The 17,765-nt window shown below is 66.5% G+C and carries 10 protein-coding genes; 9 read left to right on the forward strand and 1 reads right to left on the reverse strand.

All coding sequences use genetic code 11. From position 1 onward, the window contains the following. Window positions 1-109 precede the first annotated feature (109 nt). The 9 genes from ACZ5PB_RS25490 to tuf all read left to right on the forward strand — a co-directional run bounded on the left by ACZ5PB_RS25490 (window position 110) and on the right by tuf (window position 15,441). The gene (locus tag ACZ5PB_RS25490) at window positions 110-1,075 is read left to right on the forward strand and encodes an SCO4651 family lipoprotein (protein WP_468694058.1); all 966 of its coding nucleotides are present in this window, start codon (window positions 110-112) and stop codon (window positions 1,073-1,075) included. 304 nt (window positions 1,076-1,379) lie between these two features. Next, entirely contained in the window at window positions 1,380-1,910 is a 531-nt protein-coding gene (gene rplJ, locus ACZ5PB_RS25495; protein WP_266659777.1) for a 50S ribosomal protein L10, read from the forward strand. A 111-nt stretch (window positions 1,911-2,021) separates the two neighbouring features. Further along, window positions 2,022-2,405 (forward strand): 50S ribosomal protein L7/L12, encoded by a 384-nt coding sequence (rplL, locus tag ACZ5PB_RS25500; protein WP_468694059.1) that lies wholly within the window; start codon window positions 2,022-2,024, stop codon window positions 2,403-2,405. Window positions 2,406-3,040: 635 nt separating this feature from the next. Continuing rightward, a complete protein-coding gene (gene rpoB, locus ACZ5PB_RS25505; protein WP_468694060.1) occupies window positions 3,041-6,526 on the forward strand; it encodes a DNA-directed RNA polymerase subunit beta in 3,486 nt (1,161 codons plus the stop codon). 128 nt (window positions 6,527-6,654) lie between these two features. Beyond that, window positions 6,655-10,554, forward strand: a complete 3,900-nt coding sequence (locus ACZ5PB_RS25510; protein WP_468694061.1) for a DNA-directed RNA polymerase subunit beta' — start codon at window positions 6,655-6,657, stop codon at window positions 10,552-10,554. A gap of 468 nt (window positions 10,555-11,022) precedes the next feature. Then, window positions 11,023-11,394: a 30S ribosomal protein S12 gene (gene rpsL / locus ACZ5PB_RS25515; RefSeq protein ID WP_468694062.1), complete on the forward strand. Its 372-nt coding sequence runs from the start codon at window positions 11,023-11,025 to the stop codon at window positions 11,392-11,394. Window positions 11,395-11,396: 2 nt separating this feature from the next. Beyond that, entirely contained in the window at window positions 11,397-11,867 is a 471-nt protein-coding gene (rpsG, locus tag ACZ5PB_RS25520; protein WP_185027993.1) for a 30S ribosomal protein S7, read from the forward strand. A 38-nt stretch (window positions 11,868-11,905) separates the two neighbouring features. Further along, entirely contained in the window at window positions 11,906-14,035 is a 2,130-nt protein-coding gene (gene fusA, locus ACZ5PB_RS25525; protein ID WP_468694063.1) for an elongation factor G, read from the forward strand. A 212-nt stretch (window positions 14,036-14,247) separates the two neighbouring features. Beyond that, window positions 14,248-15,441: an elongation factor Tu gene (gene tuf, locus ACZ5PB_RS25530; RefSeq protein WP_189821111.1), complete on the forward strand. Its 1,194-nt coding sequence runs from the start codon at window positions 14,248-14,250 to the stop codon at window positions 15,439-15,441. A gap of 138 nt (window positions 15,442-15,579) precedes the next feature. On the opposite strand, the gene ACZ5PB_RS25535 is transcribed toward tuf, so the two are convergent. Beyond that, window positions 15,580-17,700 carry a PIG-L family deacetylase gene (locus ACZ5PB_RS25535; protein WP_468694064.1) on the reverse strand — a complete coding sequence of 707 codons (2,121 nt, stop codon included), beginning with the start codon at window positions 17,698-17,700 and terminating at the stop codon, window positions 15,580-15,582. Between the last annotated feature and the right edge of the window lie 65 nt (window positions 17,701-17,765).

A 17,765-nucleotide genomic window follows, 5' to 3' on the forward strand; every position in this document is an offset into this window, starting at 1 on the left:
TGAGTCAGCCAGGCCCCCACCCCTCTCCGGAGGGGTGGGGGCCTGGCTGCGTTACGGTGCTGTGAGTTTTCGGTGAGTCCGGTGAAGAGCGAGGGGTGTGGGTTTCAGCATGCAGAGCTACGTCTTCAGGCGTGCGGGCATCGCGGCAGCGGCCGCCGCGGTCATGGTCGGTGCGGCTGCCTGTGGCGGCGGTACGGAGCCCAAGGACGGCGGCGCGAAGGAAAGCGCCGCCAAGGGCGGGGGCGGCAAGGAGGCGGCCGGGGACGGCGGCAACACCTTCAATCCGCTCAGCATGCTCCGTACGGTCGAGAAGAAGACCAACGAGGCGAAGTCGGCCAAGGTGGAGACCACCATGACCGTCGGCACCCTCATGGGGACCAACAGCAAGGGCGTGCTGGACTGGTCCGACGGGATCACCGGCACCATGCAGGTCACGCAGACCGGCGGGCAGATGGCCGAGGCCCAGAAGAAGGCCGGCAACCCCGCCACCTCCGACGCCCGCTACGTGCGCGACGGCTACTACGCCAGGATGGGCGACCAGGTCGCCGCGAGCCTCGGCGGCAAGCACTGGATCTGGTACTCCTACGACGCCATGGCCAAGCTGCTCGGCCCGTCCGGCGCGGTGCTGAAGGACCAGCTGCAGAACTCCAGCCCCGACAAGAGCCTGAAGGGCCTGCTGGCCTCCGGTGACGTCAAGAAGGTCGGCGAGGAGGACGTACGGGGCGTACGCGCGACGCACTACTCCGGCACCGTCGACGCGGCGAAGCTGGCCGAGAAGAACAACCAGACGCTCGACAAGGCGCAGCTGGACGCCTACAAGAAGCAGCTCACCGACGCCGGCATCACCACCGAGACCATCGACATCTGGGTGGACAGCAACGACCTGCTGGTGAAGAAGGTCGAGAAGGCCGCTACGAAGAACGGGCCGCTCAACTCGACCGCGTACTACTCCGACTACGGCACCCCCGCCCAGGTCGAGAAGCCCGCGGCCTCCGACACCGCGGACTTCGAGGAGATCCTGAAGAAGCAGCAGGCCGCGGGCGGAGCCGCAGCGGCCGGCGGGGCCGGTTCCTAGCCCGTCCCTCCACGACGGGGTCCCCGCGCCGGGAACGGGGGCCCCAACAGCGATTTGCTCGATTCGTACGGCGTCGCGTACTCTTCCGAGGAAGCCAAAGACCGCTGGTCGTTGCTGCGTGTTCGTAAGAGGACGTGGTGGCCGAAGGATCCGCTTGAAAGATGCGGACGACCTGCGCAGGTGTTCGTGGAAAGTTCCCGGTTCATTCTGGTTGAGCTCAGCCCCGTGCGCTTGCGCCGGGGCGTTTCGTATTTTTCAGCCCCTTCTGAGCGGTCCTCATCACCCGGAAGGAGGCCGACGCTCTATGGCAAGGCCCGACAAGGCTGCCGCGGTAGCCGAGCTCGCGGACCAGTTCCGCAGCTCGAACGCCGCCGTGCTGACCGAGTACCGGGGTCTCACCGTTGCGCAGCTCAAGACGCTGCGTCGTTCGCTCGGTGAGAACGCCCAGTACGCCGTGGTGAAGAACACGCTGACCAAGATCGCGGCCAACGAGGCCGGGATCACTTCGCTGGACGACCAGTTCACTGGTCCGACGGCGGTTGCCTTCATCACCGGTGACCCGGTGGAGTCGGCGAAGGGTCTTCGTGACTTCGCCAAGGAGAACCCGAACCTCATCATCAAGGGCGGTGTCCTTGACGGTAAGGCGCTGTCCGCCGATGAGATCAAGAAGCTCGCGGACCTTGAGTCCCGCGAGGTTCTGCTCAGCAAGCTGGCCGGTGCCTTCAAGGGCAAGCAGTCTCAGGCTGCTCAGCTCTTCCAGGCGCTGCCGTCGAAGTTCGTCCGCACTGCGGAGGCTCTTCGCGTCAAGCGTGATGAGCAGGGCGGTGCCGAGTAACTCGGCTCGCGCAATGGTCGTAGCCCACTAGGGAGACGGCCGCAGCGGGCCGATCGTACGCCCGCCGACATTTACATCCGGCACCTGCCGAATTAGTGGAAGGACGCCATCATGGCGAAGCTGTCCCAGGACGACCTGCTCGCGCAGTTCGAAGAGATGACCCTCATCGAGCTCTCCGAGTTCGTGAAGGCCTTCGAGGAGAAGTTCGACGTCACCGCCGCCGCGGCCGTCGCCGTTGCCGGTCCGGCCCAGGGTGGCGGCGACGCCGCTGCCGTTGAGGAGCAGGACGAGTTCGACGTCATCCTCACCGGCGCCGGCGAGAAGAAGATCCAGGTCATCAAGGTCGTGCGTGAGCTGACCTCCCTCGGCCTGAAGGAGGCCAAGGACCTCGTCGACGGCACCCCGAAGCCGGTCCTCGAGAAGGTCAAGAAGGAGGACGCGGAGAAGGCTGCCGAGTCCCTCAAGGCCGCCGGCGCGTCCGTCGAGGTCAAGTGACTTCTTGAGTCCTAAGGACTCTTCTGCCGGAAGTTAGCCGCGAGGTGTAACACCGGCACAGCCAAGGGCGATCACCCAATGGGGTGGTCGCCCTTCGGCGTTCTCCCGCACAACTGGGCTCAGGGCTCCGCGACGAGTAAGGTGATCTTCGTTGTGCGCCCCGCAGCCCACTGTGCGCCCGTTGTACGCCGCTGAGACGGCCCGGGCAGGTGACAAACCTCCAAGGGGGCGGGGGGCCTTGACGAACGGCACGCGGCGCGCAATTCTCAGGACGCGTCGTCACATCGATCCGCATCCGAGGCATGGATCGATGACGAAGAGGGCAGTATCGAGGTGCGCTCGCTGGGCGCGGAGGGCTCGCCCGTGACGTTGATGCAGCAGCAGTCTTGGCAGTGGCGTTGAGAAGAACAAAGAGGCCGATGAGGGTCCCAAAAAACCCGCTCTGGACATCAGTGGGCCAAGTGGCTACACTGACCCTTTGCGCTGCCTGTTAGCTGCCTCCTGCCCGTCACCAGGGGCATGCCCATGCTTGAGCACCGAGGAATGATCCGCCCTGATCAGGGCTTTTCTGTCTCTGTGTCCAACGTGGGACCGGTACGCGCGTAGTGAGTCCGAGCCCTCGGAAGGACCCCCTCTTGGCCGCCTCGCGCAACGCCTCGACCTCCAATACGAACAACGGCGCCAGCACCGCCCCGCTGCGCATCTCCTTTGCAAAGATCAAGGAGCCCCTCGAGGTTCCGAACCTCCTCGCGCTGCAGACCGAGAGCTTTGACTGGCTGCTCGGCAACGCCGCTTGGAAGGGTCGCGTCGAGGCCGCTCTCGAGAGTGGACAGGACGTCCCCACCAAGTCCGGTCTGGAAGAGATCTTCGAAGAGATCTCCCCGATCGAGGACTTTTCCGGGTCGATGTCGCTGACGTTCCGCGACCACCGTTTCGAGCCGCCGAAGAACTCCATCGACGAGTGCAAGGACCGCGACTTCACGTTCGCCGCCCCGCTCTTCGTCACCGCGGAGTTCACCAACAACGAGACCGGCGAGATCAAGTCCCAGACGGTCTTCATGGGCGACTTCCCGCTCATGACCAACAAGGGCACCTTCGTCATCAACGGCACCGAGCGTGTCGTGGTGTCGCAGCTGGTCCGCTCGCCGGGTGTCTACTTCGACTCCTCCATCGAGAAGACGTCCGACAAGGACATCTTCTCCGCCAAGATCATCCCGTCCCGGGGTGCCTGGCTGGAGATGGAGATCGACAAGCGCGACATGGTCGGTGTCCGCATCGACCGCAAGCGCAAGCAGTCCGTCACCGTTCTCCTGAAGGCTCTCGGTTGGACGACCGAGCAGATCCTGGAGGAGTTCGGCGAGTACGAGTCCATGCGCGCCACCCTGGAGAAGGACCACACCCAGGGCCAGGACGACGCGCTGCTCGACATCTACCGCAAGCTGCGTCCGGGCGAGCCGCCGACCCGTGAGGCCGCTCAGACGCTGCTCGAGAACCTCTACTTCAACCCGAAGCGCTACGACCTCGCGAAGGTCGGCCGCTACAAGGTGAACAAGAAGCTCGGCGCGGACGAGCCGCTGAACGCCGGCGTGCTGACCACCGACGACATCATCGCCACCATCAAGTACCTGGTGAAGCTCCACGCGGGCGAGACCGAGACGGTCGGCGAGTCGGGCCGGAACATCGTCGTCGAGACCGACGACATCGACCACTTCGGCAACCGTCGTCTGCGCAACGTCGGCGAGCTCATCCAGAACCAGGTCCGCACGGGTCTGGCTCGTATGGAGCGCGTCGTGCGCGAGCGCATGACGACCCAGGACGTCGAGGCGATCACGCCGCAGACCCTGATCAACATCCGCCCGGTCGTGGCGTCGATCAAGGAATTCTTCGGCACCTCGCAGCTGTCGCAGTTCATGGACCAGAACAACCCGCTGTCGGGTCTGACGCACAAGCGTCGTCTCTCGGCACTGGGTCCCGGTGGTCTGTCCCGTGAGCGGGCAGGCTTCGAGGTCCGTGACGTGCACCCGTCCCACTACGGACGCATGTGCCCGATCGAGACCCCCGAAGGCCCGAACATCGGTCTGATCGGTTCGCTGGCTTCGTACGGCCGCGTCAACGCCTTCGGCTTTGTCGAGACCCCGTACCGCCGCGTCACCGAGGGTGTCGTCACCGACGAGGTCGACTACCTGACGGCCGACGAGGAAGACCGCTTCGTGATCGCCCAGGCGAACGCGACCCTCGGTGAGGACATGCGCTTCACCGAGTCGCGCGTCCTGGTCCGCCGTCGTGGCGGAGAGATCGACTACATCCCGGGCGACGACGTCGACTACATGGACGTCTCGCCGCGCCAGATGGTGTCGGTCGCGACCGCGATGATCCCCTTCCTGGAGCACGACGACGCCAACCGTGCCCTCATGGGCGCGAACATGATGCGTCAGGCCGTGCCCCTGATCACGTCCGAGGCGCCGCTCGTCGGCACCGGCATGGAGTACCGCTGCGCGGTCGACGCCGGTGACGTCATCAAGGCGGAGAAGGCGGGTGTGGTCCAGGAGGTATCCGCGGACTACGTCACCGTCGCCAACGACGACGGCACGTACACCACGTACCGGATCGCCAAGTTCTCCCGCTCGAACCAGGGCACCTCGGTCAACCAGAAGGTTGTCGTCAACGAGGGCGCACGGGTCATCGAGGGCCAGGTCCTCGCCGATGGTCCCGCCACCCAGCAGGGTGAGATGGCGCTCGGCAAGAACCTCCTCGTGGCGTTCATGCCGTGGGAGGGCCACAACTACGAAGACGCGATCATCCTCAGCCAGCGGCTGGTGCAGGACGACGTCCTCTCCTCGATCCACATCGAGGAGCACGAGGTCGACGCCCGTGACACCAAGCTCGGCCCGGAGGAGATCACCCGGGACATCCCGAACGTCTCCGAAGAGGTCCTCGCCGACCTCGACGAGCGCGGCATCATCCGTATCGGTGCCGAGGTCGTCGCCGGCGACATCCTCGTCGGCAAGGTCACGCCCAAGGGTGAGACCGAGCTGACGCCGGAGGAGCGCCTGCTCCGCGCGATCTTCGGTGAGAAGGCGCGCGAGGTGCGCGACACCTCGCTGAAGGTGCCGCACGGTGAGATCGGCAAGGTCATCGGCGTCCGCGTCTTCGACCGCGAAGAGGGCGACGAGCTTCCCCCGGGCGTGAACCAGCTGGTCCGCGTCTACGTGGCCCAGAAGCGCAAGATCACCGACGGTGACAAGCTCGCCGGCCGTCACGGCAACAAGGGTGTTATCTCCAAGATCCTTCCGATCGAGGACATGCCCTTCCTTGAGGACGGCACGCCGGTCGACATCATCCTGAACCCGCTGGGTGTGCCGTCCCGAATGAACCCGGGACAGGTCCTGGAGATCCACCTCGGCTGGCTCGCCAGCCGCGGCTGGGACGTCTCCGGTCTCGGTGACGAGTGGGCGCAGCGCCTCCAGGTCATCGGCGCCGACCAGGTCGCCCCGGGCACCAACGTCGCCACCCCGGTGTTCGACGGTGCGCGCGAGGACGAGATCACCGGCCTCTTCGAGGCCACGATCCCCAACCGCGACGGTGACCGGCTGGTCCAGCCCTCGGGCAAGGCCAACCTGTTCGACGGCCGCTCCGGCGAGCCGTTCCCGGACCCGATCTCGGTCGGGTACATGTACATCCTCAAGCTGCACCACCTGGTCGACGACAAGCTCCACGCGCGTTCGACCGGCCCGTACTCGATGATCACGCAGCAGCCGCTGGGTGGTAAGGCGCAGTTCGGTGGCCAGCGCTTCGGTGAGATGGAGGTGTGGGCGCTTGAGGCTTATGGCGCCGCGTACGCCCTCCAGGAGCTCCTGACGATCAAGTCCGACGACGTGACCGGCCGCGTGAAGGTCTACGAGGCCATCGTCAAGGGCGAGAACATTCCGGAGCCCGGCATTCCCGAGTCCTTCAAGGTGCTCATCAAGGAAATGCAGTCGCTCTGCCTCAACGTGGAGGTGCTGTCCTCGGACGGCATGTCCATCGAGATGCGCGACACGGACGAGGACGTCTTCCGCGCAGCGGAAGAACTCGGTATCGACCTGTCCCGGCGCGAGCCGAGCAGCGTCGAAGAGGTCTGACGGGCCGGCCGGGAGACCTGCTGAGGCAGGTCTCCCGGCCCTCCCCGGACCCGTTCAGACCATTTGAAGTGCCCATGAATCTCGCTCACGCGAGGGGCTCGAACCCCCGAAAGAGGGATTGACGACAAGTGCTCGACGTCAACTTCTTCGACGAGCTGCGGATTGGCCTCGCCACCGCGGACGACATCCGGACCTGGTCCCACGGCGAAGTGAAGAAGCCGGAGACCATCAACTACCGCACGCTCAAGCCCGAGAAGGACGGACTCTTCTGCGAGAAGATCTTCGGTCCGACCCGGGACTGGGAGTGCTACTGCGGCAAGTACAAGCGTGTCCGCTTCAAGGGCATCATCTGCGAGCGCTGCGGCGTCGAGGTCACTCGCGCCAAGGTGCGTCGTGAGCGGATGGGCCACATTGAGCTGGCCGCTCCCGTCACCCACATCTGGTACTTCAAGGGCGTTCCCTCGCGCCTTGGTTACCTGCTCGACCTCGCGCCGAAGGACCTGGAAAAGGTCATCTACTTCGCCGCGTACATGATCACCTTCGTGGACGAGGAGCGCCGGACGCGCGACCTGCCCTCGCTGGAGGCGCACGTCTCCGTCGAGCGTCAGCAGGTCGAGAACCGTCGTGACTCGGACCTCGAAGCCCGCGCCAAGAAGCTTGAGACCGACCTCGCCGAGCTTGAGGCCGAGGGTGCGAAGGCCGACGTGCGCCGCAAGGTGCGCGAAGGTGCCGAGCGCGAGATGAAGCAGCTCCGTGACCGCGCCCAGCGCGAGATCGACCGCCTCGACGAGGTGTGGAACCGCTTCAAGAACCTCAAGGTCCAGGACCTGGAGGGCGACGAGCTCCTCTACCGCGAGCTGCGTGACCGCTTCGGCACGTACTTCGACGGTTCGATGGGTGCGGCTGCACTGCAGAAGCGCCTGGAGTCCTTCGACCTGGAGGAGGAGGCCGAGCGCCTCCGCGAGATCATCCGCACCGGCAAGGGTCAGAAGAAGACCCGTGCGCTGAAGCGGCTGAAGGTCGTGTCTGCGTTCCTGCAGACCTCCAACAGCCCCAAGGGCATGGTCCTCGACTGCGTCCCGGTCATCCCGCCGGACCTGCGTCCGATGGTGCAGCTGGACGGTGGCCGCTTCGCGACCTCCGACCTGAACGACCTGTACCGCCGCGTGATCAACCGCAACAACCGCCTGAAGCGACTCCTTGACCTCGGTGCCCCCGAGATCATCGTGAACAACGAGAAGCGCATGCTTCAGGAGGCCGTCGACGCGCTCTTCGACAACGGCCGTCGTGGTCGCCCGGTCACGGGCCCCGGCAACCGTCCGCTGAAGTCGCTGTCCGACATGCTCAAGGGCAAGCAGGGCCGCTTCCGTCAGAACCTCCTCGGCAAGCGTGTGGACTACTCCGCGCGTTCCGTGATCGTCGTCGGTCCGCAGCTCAAGCTGCACCAGTGCGGTCTGCCGAAGGCCATGGCGCTGGAGCTCTTCAAGCCGTTCGTGATGAAGCGCCTGGTGGACCTCAACCACGCGCAGAACATCAAGTCGGCCAAGCGCATGGTCGAGCGCGGCCGCACGGTCGTGTACGACGTGCTGGAAGAGGTCATCGCGGAGCACCCGGTTCTGCTGAACCGTGCGCCCACGCTGCACCGCCTCGGCATCCAGGCCTTCGAGCCCCAGCTGGTCGAGGGCAAGGCCATCCAGATCCACCCGCTCGTCTGCACCGCGTTCAACGCGGACTTCGACGGTGACCAGATGGCCGTGCACCTGCCGCTGTCGGCAGAGGCGCAGGCCGAGGCCCGCATCCTGATGCTGTCCTCGAACAACATCCTGAAGCCGGCCGACGGTCGTCCCGTCACCATGCCGACCCAGGACATGGTGCTGGGCCTGTTCTTCCTCACGACCGACGAGGAAGAGCGCAAGGTCATCGGTGAGGGCCGTTCCTTCGGTTCCTCCGCCGAGGCGACCATGGCGTTCGACAACCGGGAGCTCTCGCTCCAGGCGAAGGTCGACATCCGCTTCCCGATCGGCACCGTCCCGCCGCGTGGCTGGACCCCGCCGGTGGCGGAGGAGGGCGAGCCCGAGTGGCAGACCGGTGACTCCTTCCGTCTCCGTACGACGCTGGGCCGTGCGCTCTTCAACGAGCTGCTGCCCGAGGACTACCCGTTCGTCGACTACTCGGTGGGCAAGAAGCAGCTCTCCGAGATCGTCAACGACCTGGCGGAGCGCTACCCCAAGGTCATCGTGGCGGCGACGCTCGACAACCTGAAGGCGGCCGGCTTCCACTGGGCGACCCGTTCGGGCGTCACCGTGGCCATCTCCGACGTCGTCGTGCCCGAGGCCAAGAAGGCCATCGTCCAGGGCTACGAGGCGCAGGACGAGAAGGTCCAGAAGCAGTACGAGCGCGGTCTGATCACCAAGGAAGAGCGCACGCAGGAGCTCATCGCGATCTGGACCAAGGCCACGGCCGAGGTCGCCGAGGCGATGAACGCGAACTTCCCCAAGACGAACCCCATCTTCATGATGGTTGACTCGGGTGCCCGAGGAAACATGATGCAGATGCGTCAGATCGCCGGTATGCGTGGTCTGGTGTCCAACGCCAAGAACGAGACCATCCCGCGGCCGATCAAGGCATCGTTCCGCGAGGGTCTGTCCGTGCTGGAGTACTTCATCTCCACCCACGGTGCCCGTAAGGGTCTTGCCGACACCGCCCTGCGTACCGCCGACTCGGGTTACCTGACCCGTCGTCTGGTGGACGTCTCGCAGGACGTGATCATTCGCGAGGAGGACTGCGGCACCGACCGCGGCCTCAAGCTGAAGATCGCGGAGAAGGGTGCCGACGGCATCCTCCGCAAGACCGACGACGTCGAGACCAGCGTCTACGCCCGCATGCTGGCGGAAGACGTCGTGATCGACGGCAAGGTCATCGCGCCTGCCAACGTCGACCTCGGTGACGTGCTCATCGACCAGTTGGTCATGCACGGCGTGGAGGAGGTCAAGACCCGCTCGGTCCTGACCTGTGAGTCCGCGGTCGGCACCTGTGCCTTCTGCTACGGACGCTCGCTGGCCACCGGCAAGCTGGTCGACATCGGTGAGGCGGTCGGCATCATCGCCGCCCAGTCCATCGGTGAGCCCGGTACCCAGCTGACGATGCGTACCTTCCACACCGGTGGTGTGGCCGGTGACGACATCACCCAGGGTCTGCCCCGTGTCGTCGAGCTCTTCGAGGCTCGTACGCCCAAGGGTGTCGCCCCGATCTCCGAGGCCAAGGGCCGCGTGCGGATCGAGGAGACCGAGAAGACCAAGAAGCTGGTCGTCACGCCGGACGACGGCAGCGAGGAGACGGCGTTCCCGATCTCCAAGCGTGCCCGTCTGCTGGTCGGCGAGGGCGACGCGGTCGAGGTGGGCCAGAAGCTCACCGTCGGTGCGACCAACCCGCACGACGTGCTCCGGATCCTCGGTCAGCGTGCGGTCCAGGTCCACCTGGTCGGCGAAGTCCAGAAGGTCTACAACAGCCAGGGCGTGTCGATCCACGACAAGCACATCGAGATCATCATCCGGCAGATGCTCCGCCGTGTGACGATCATCGAGTCCGGCGACGCGGAACTGCTGCCGGGCGAGCTCGTCGAGCGCTCGAAGTTCGAGACCGAGAACCGTCGTGTGGTCCAGGAGAGCGGTCACCCCGCCTCCGGCCGTCCGCAGCTGATGGGTATCACCAAGGCCTCGCTGGCGACGGAGTCGTGGCTGTCCGCGGCTTCCTTCCAGGAGACGACCAGGGTCCTGACGGACGCGGCGATCAACGCCAAGTCCGACTCCCTGATCGGCCTCAAGGAGAACGTCATCATCGGTAAGCTCATCCCGGCCGGTACGGGTCTCTCCCGCTACCGCAACATCCGGGTCGAGCCGACCGAAGAGGCCAAGGCCGCGATGTACTCGGCCGTCGGCTACGACGACATCGACTACTCGCCGTTCGGCACGGGCTCCGGCCAGGCCGTTCCGCTGGAGGACTACGACTACGGTCCGTACAACCAGTAAGAGCGCGTAGCTGTATGTGTGGAGGGCGGTCACCCCTGTGGGGGTGGCCGCCCTCCGGCGTGTCACGGCCCACACGCGTGACGCCGCCGTGAACGGCCCGCGATGCCGTGCCGGCGCCCTTGACGCGGGAGCCGAGGGCAGAGCGCCCACAGGACCTGGTCACGCCGGCCCGGGGCGGTCAGGCGGCGGCGTGGCGGCGTCTCGTGCCGGGCCGCGCCGGGGGTGGACAGCATTTGTTTTGACCCAGGTCGATGAGGTAGGTACGCTCAGACCTTGTGCCTGGGGTGTGCCTGGGCTCCTGTGCGTGTTTACAGCCGCAGAGCGAGCTCGTCTTTATGTGGGCCACCGCGATCCGCGTCATCCTTCCGTTCCGTGGAAGCGTGCCGGGTCCGACACACCCGACCGCGTGGGTCGGGAGCTGTTTCAGGTTAGTTTCACAGTGATCGGCACACAGAAACCGGAGAAGTAGTGCCTACGATCCAGCAGCTGGTCCGGAAGGGCCGGCAGGACAAGGTCGAGAAGAGCAAGACGCCCGCGCTTGAGGGTTCGCCCCAGCGCCGTGGCGTCTGCACGCGTGTGTTCACGACCACCCCGAAGAAGCCGAACTCGGCGCTCCGTAAGGTCGCGCGTGTGCGTCTGACCTCGGGCATCGAGGTCACGGCCTACATCCCGGGTGAGGGCCACAACCTGCAGGAGCACTCGATCGTGCTCGTGCGTGGCGGTCGTGTGAAGGACCTGCCGGGTGTTCGTTACAAGATCATCCGCGGTTCCCTCGACACGCAGGGCGTCAAGAACCGTAAGCAGGCTCGCAGCCGCTACGGCGCCAAGAAGGAGAAGTAAGAATGCCTCGTAAGGGCCCCGCCCCGAAGCGCCCGGTCATCATTGACCCGGTCTACGCATCTCCTCTTGTCACGTCGCTGATCAACAAGATCCTGCTCGACGGCAAGCGTTCCACCGCCGAGCGGATCGTGTACGGCGCCATGGAAGGCCTCCGCGAGAAGACCGGCGCTGACCCGGTCATCACGCTGAAGCGCGCGCTTGAGAACGTCAAGCCGTCTCTTGAGGTCAAGTCCCGCCGTGTCGGTGGCGCCACCTACCAGGTGCCGATCGAGGTCAAGCCCGGTCGCGCCGCCACCCTCTCGCTCCGCTGGATCGTGGGTTACTCCCGCGCCCGTCGCGAGAAGACCATGACCGAGCGCCTCATGAACGAGCTGCTCGACGCCTCGAACGGTCTTGGCGCTGCCGTCAAGAAGCGTGAGGACACGCACAAGATGGCCGAGTCCAACAAGGCCTTCGCGCACTACCGCTGGTAGTCGTTACCCACTTCGAGACCGAGAGAAGATTGAGCCTTATGGCCACCACTTCGCTTGACCTGGCCAAGGTCCGCAACATCGGGATCATGGCCCACATCGACGCGGGCAAGACGACCACCACCGAGCGGATCCTGTTCTACACCGGTGTGTCTTACAAGATCGGTGAAGTCCACGACGGCGCTGCCACGATGGACTGGATGGAGCAGGAGCAGGAGCGCGGCATCACGATCACGTCTGCCGCGACGACCTGTCACTGGCCGCTCAACGATGTCGATCACACGATCAACATCATCGACACCCCGGGTCACGTCGACTTCACCGTCGAGGTGGAGCGTTCGCTCCGCGTCCTCGACGGCGCTGTCACCGTGTTCGACGGTGTCGCCGGTGTCGAGCCCCAGTCCGAGACCGTGTGGCGTCAGGCGGACCGCTACGGCGTGCCGCGTATCTGCTTCGTCAACAAGCTCGACCGTACGGGTGCCGAGTTCCACCGCTGCGTCGACATGATCGTCGACCGCCTCGGTGCGGTCCCGCTCGTCATGCAGCTCCCGATCGGCGCCGAGGCCGACTTCAAGGGCGTCGTCGACCTCGTGTCGATGAAGGCGCTCGTGTGGTCCGCCGAAGCCGCCAAGGGCGAGATGTACGACGTCGTCGACATCCCGGACACGCACACCGAGGCTGCCGACGAGTGGCGCGGGAAGCTCCTGGAGACCGTCGCCGAGCACGACGAAGAGATGATGGAGCTGTACCTGGAGGGCCAGGAGCCCACCGAGGAGCAGCTGATGGCGGCCATCCGCCGCATCACCCTCGCGTCGAAGGGCGGCGCCGGTTCGGTGACCGTCAGCCCCGTGTTCTGCGGTACGGCGTTCAAGAACAAGGGCGTTCAGCCCCTGCTCGACGCCGTGGTGCGCTACCTCCCCTCCCCCCTGGACGTCGAGGCCATCGAAGGCCACGACGTGAAGGACCCGGAGAAGGTCGTCGCCCGCAAGCCCTCGGACGAGGAGCCCTTCTCGGGCCTCGCGTTCAAGATCATGAGCGACCCGCACCTCGGCAAGCTCACCTTCGTCCGGGTCTACTCGGGCCGCCTGGTGTCCGGCACCTCGGTGCTGAACTCCGTCAAGGGCAAGAAGGAGCGCATCGGCAAGATCTACCGTATGCACGCGAACAAGCGTGAGGAGATCGAGTCGGTGGGCGCCGGCGACATCATCGCCGTGATGGGTCTCAAGCAGACCACCACCGGTGAGACGCTGTGCGACGAGAAGAACCCGGTCATCCTGGAGTCCATGGACTTCCCGGCGCCGGTCATTCAGGTCGCCATCGAGCCGAAGTCCAAGGGTGACCAGGAGAAGCTGGGTGTAGCCATCCAGCGTCTCTCGGAGGAGGACCCGTCCTTCCAGGTCCACTCGGACGAGGAGACCGGCCAGACCATCATCGGTGGTATGGGCGAGCTTCACCTTGAGGTCCTCGTCGACCGCATGAAGCGCGAGTTCCGCGTCGAGGCGAACGTCGGCAAGCCCCAGGTCGCGTACCGCGAGACGATCCGCAAGACCGTCGAGCGCATCGACTACACGCACAAGAAGCAGACTGGTGGTACCGGCCAGTTCGCGAAGGTGCAGATCGCCCTTGAGCCCATCGAGGGTGGCGACGCGTCGTACGAGTTCGTCAACAAGGTCACCGGTGGCCGCATCCCCCGGGAGTACATCCCGTCGGTGGACGCGGGTGCTCAGGAAGCCATGCAGTTCGGCATCCTGGCCGGTTACGAGATGGTCGGCGTCCGCGTCACCCTTCTCGACGGTGGTTACCACGAGGTCGACTCCTCGGAGCTCGCCTTCAAGATCGCCGGTTCGCAGGCCTTCAAGGAGGGTGCCCGCAAGGCCTCTCCCGTGCTCCTTGAGCCGATGATGGCCGTCGAGGTCACCACGCCCGAGGACTACATGGGCGATGTGATCGGCGACCTGAACTCCCGCCGTGGCCAGATCCAGGCCATGGAGGAGCGCAGCGGCGCTCGCGTCGTGAAGGGCCTCGTGCCCCTCTCGGAGATGTTCGGCTACGTCGGAGACCTCCGCAGCAAGACCTCGGGTCGCGCAAGCTACTCGATGCAGTTCGACTCCTACGCCGAGGTTCCGCGGAACGTCGCCGAGGAGATCATCGCGAAGGCCAAGGGCGAGTAACTCCCCGAGTCACTCAACCGGGCGGCTCGTCGAGAGTTGCTCATCGCGAGTGCGGGCTGCGACCCGTATGAGCACACGCTTTAGGCTTATCACCGGAGCCACTGGGGCATTCAGCGCAATCCGTGCTGAGTGCCCCGGGCGCCGGCATCCCAGCAAAGATCACCTGGCGCCGATGAAGCAAGGCGTACAGAACCACTCCGCAGGAGGACCCAGTGGCGAAGGCAAAGTTCGAGCGGACTAAGCCGCACGTCAACATCGGCACCATCGGTCACATTGACCACGGTAAGACGACCCTCACGGCCGCCATTACCAAGGTGCTGCACGACGCGTACCCGGACCTGAACGAGGCCTCGGCCTTCGACCAGATCGACAAGGCGCCGGAAGAGCGCCAGCGTGGTATCACCATCTCCATCGCGCACGTCGAGTACCAGACGGAGTCGCGTCACTACGCGCACGTCGACTGCCCGGGTCACGCCGACTACATCAAGAACATGATCACGGGTGCGGCGCAGATGGACGGCGCCATCCTCGTGGTCGCGGCCACCGACGGCCCGATGCCGCAGACGAAGGAGCACGTCCTCCTGGCCCGCCAGGTAGGCGTCCCCTACATCGTCGTCGCGCTGAACAAGGCCGACATGGTGGACGACGAGGAGATCCTGGAGCTCGTCGAGCTCGAGGTGCGTGAGCTCCTCTCCGAGTACGAGTTCCCGGGCGACGACCTTCCGGTCGTCAAGGTCTCGGCGCTCAAGGCGCTCGAGGGCGACAAGGAGTGGGGCCAGTCGGTCCTGAACCTGATGGCCGCCGTCGACGAGTCGATCCCGCAGCCCGAGCGCGACGTCGACAAGCCGTTCCTGATGCCGATCGAGGACGTCTTCACGATCACCGGTCGTGGCACCGTCGTCACCGGCCGTATCGAGCGTGGTGTCCTCAAGGTCAACGAGACCGTCGACATCGTCGGTATCAAGGAAGAGAAGACCACCACCACGGTCACCGGCATCGAGATGTTCCGCAAGCTGCTCGACGAGGGCCAGGCCGGTGAGAACGTCGGTCTGCTCCTCCGTGGCATCAAGCGCGAGGACGTCGAGCGCGGCCAGGTCATCATCAAGCCGGGCTCGGTCACCCCGCACACGGAGTTCGAGGCGCAGGCGTACATCCTGTCGAAGGACGAGGGTGGCCGTCACACCCCCTTCTTCAACAACTACCGCCCGCAGTTCTACTTCCGCACCACGGACGTCACCGGTGTCGTCACGCTGCCCGAGGGCACCGAGATGGTCATGCCGGGCGACAACACCGTCATGTCGGTCGCGCTGATCCAGCCGGTCGCCATGGAGGAGGGCCTCAAGTTCGCCATCCGTGAGGGTGGCCGGACCGTCGGCGCCGGCCAGGTCACCAAGATCACCAAGTAATTACCTGGTGGTTCGACCTGGTAGCTCGCTGAACTGAGCTCCATGTTCCAAGGGAAGGGCCCCGGCCCCGCCGCGCAAGCGGTGGGACCGGGGCCCTTCTCGTGTGCCCTCGGGGCTCGTGTGCCCTTGGGTACGGGCCTACGGCCGCCAGAGCCACGGCGCCGCGTCCGACCCCAGCCCGACCACCGCCGGCCCTCCCGAGGGGGTACGGAGCAGGGTGGGCGCACCCACGCAGGTGCCGCGGTGGCTGCTCGCCCCGCTCTTGGCGCCGCGGACCTGGAGCACTCCCGCCTCGTCGCGGCCCAGCAGGACCGGGGCGGCCTTGCCCGCGGGGTCGGGGAGCGCGGCCACCGGACCGTACCCGGGGAAGGCCAGGCCGGGAATCGGCTTGCCGTCCGGGTGTACGGCGGTGAGCGGGGCCTTCACCGGGCCCCGGTAGAGGACGCCCAGCGAGCCGTCCGGGTACGCGAGCGCGCGGGGGAGTGCGCCGGGGGCGGGCATGCGGCTCTCCGGGCGCAGCGTGACCGGTGCGCCGGCGGCGGTCTGCGACCAGTGCCGCACGGTGGTGCGGGCGGCGGCGAAGAGGTGGACCAGGCCCTTGGCGTCGGTGACGGCGGACAGCCCGTCCTGGATGCCGTTGCCGTTGCTGGGGCCGATGCCGTCGATGGGGGAGAGGCCGCGCTTGTCGGTACGGGGCAGGCTCGGGCCGTCCCCGTCGGGGCCCTCCAGGGTGCGCCACGGGCCCCAGGTGCCATTGGTCTCCCGTACGCGCGTGGAGACGCTCTTGGCGGCGTTCCGTACGAAGAGGTGGACGCGGCCGTCGCCCGCCGTGACCGCGACCGGGACGCCGAGGCGGCGGGAGCGGTCCGGGAGCTTCTCGGGCGAGCCCAGGCTGGTCCAGACGCGGCCGTCGTGCTGGACGATCTCGCGGTCGTTCGGGCCTCCGTGCCCGCCGAGCGCGGCGTAGCGCAGGGCGAAGAGGAGCTGGCCGCCGTCCTTGAGGACGGCCTGCCCGAGCACGGGGGCGAGGGGGCCGCCGCCGAGGTCCTCGGGCGCGCTCCAGGTGCCGTTCCCGGCGGCCCGCCAGCGGGCCAGGCGCAGGCCGAGCACACCGTAGGCGGTCAGTGCTCCGCCGTGCTGATGGATCATCAACTGGGCCCCGGGGTAACGGTAGTTGGTGGACTTCACCCAGCCCTTCCAGTTCTCCGGCGCCCGGCCCTGGCCGACCCCGTAGTCGCCGCATCCGGCCGGGTTCCCGCACTCCCAGTCGACGTCGCCGCCGTAGGCGACGAGCGTCTCGGCCTTCTTCTCCATGACGCTCTTGGGGAGGTTCTTGGGCCAGTGGTGGTTGTAGTAGCCGCGGAAGGCGGTGGCGGCGAAGCGAGGGAGCGGCTTGTCCTGCTCGGCGGTCTCGGCGACCCAGCGGATCAGCGCGGCCCAGCTGAAGCAGGCGACGGCGGTGTGGTCCGGGTGGTCGGAGTAGCCGGCCTGCTCGCTGTCCTTCTTGCGGAAGCGCTCGGGGCTGTTCTGGATGTCCGGGTCGGGGTCGAGGGTCTGTACGACGGTGGGACGGTAGTGGTCGAGGAGCCCGGTGAGGGCGTCCACCAGTTCGTCGTAGTCGTACGAAGTCGCCTTCTTCACCGGGGAGTTGTCGGCCACCATGGTGCGCTGGGTCATCCCGCGGTCCGCCCAGAGCGCGGTCATGGCGGGCCGGTTGCGGGAGGCGTTCACCGAGACGTTCACGAAGACCAGCTCCGCGCGGCGGTCGCCGTGGTGGAGAGTGTTCAGCTCGGCCTGCTTGCCGCCGCGCAGGGGGAGCACGGTCCGCTGCCACGGGGTGAACTTCGGCAGCCCCAGCAGCGTCGCGTACGCCTGGCGCAGGCCCTGCTGGCGGGCGGAGACGTACGCCGACTTGTCGGGCTTGGGGCGCGGGCGGCCGGGCGGGTGGTTGACCCCGTTGGCCTCGCCCGCGGTGACGTAGACGGAGACGACCGGGGTGCCGGCCTCCAGCATCCGGCGCGAGTCCGGGTTCATGAAGTACAGGTCGTCGTCCGGGTGCGCCAGGAACTGCATCAGCAGCGAGCGCCCGTTGCTCGCGATGGCCCGGCCGGGCGCGGGGTTGGCCACGGGCTCGCGGCGGCGGGGCGCGGGGACGCTGCTGCAGGAGCTGAGGGCGAGGGCCCCTGCCGCAGTGGTGGCAGCGGCCAGCAGGGTCCGCCTCGGCAGCCCTCTGTTGCCCGCCTGTGCGCTCGTACTCACGCTTTGCACTCCATCCGTACCCCCGGGCGGCATCCCGTTGTCGTGCCGCGTCCATGGGAGGAGAG

The sequence above is a fragment of the Streptomyces sp. NPDC032721 genome (assembly GCF_055579625.1).

Bases quoted from the DNA above. Each gene is read 5' to 3' on its own strand.
- ACZ5PB_RS25490 (WP_468694058.1), top strand. From the start codon at position 110: ATGCAGAGCTACGTCTTCAGGCGTGCGGGCATCGCGGCAGCGGCCGCC.
- rplJ (WP_266659777.1), top strand. From the start codon at position 1,380: ATGGCAAGGCCCGACAAGGCTGCCGCGGTAGCCGAGCTCGCGGACCAG.
- rplL (WP_468694059.1), top strand. From the start codon at position 2,022: ATGGCGAAGCTGTCCCAGGACGACCTGCTCGCGCAGTTCGAAGAGATG.
- rpsG (WP_185027993.1), top strand. From the start codon at position 11,397: ATGCCTCGTAAGGGCCCCGCCCCGAAGCGCCCGGTCATCATTGACCCG.
- fusA (WP_468694063.1), top strand. From the start codon at position 11,906: ATGGCCACCACTTCGCTTGACCTGGCCAAGGTCCGCAACATCGGGATC.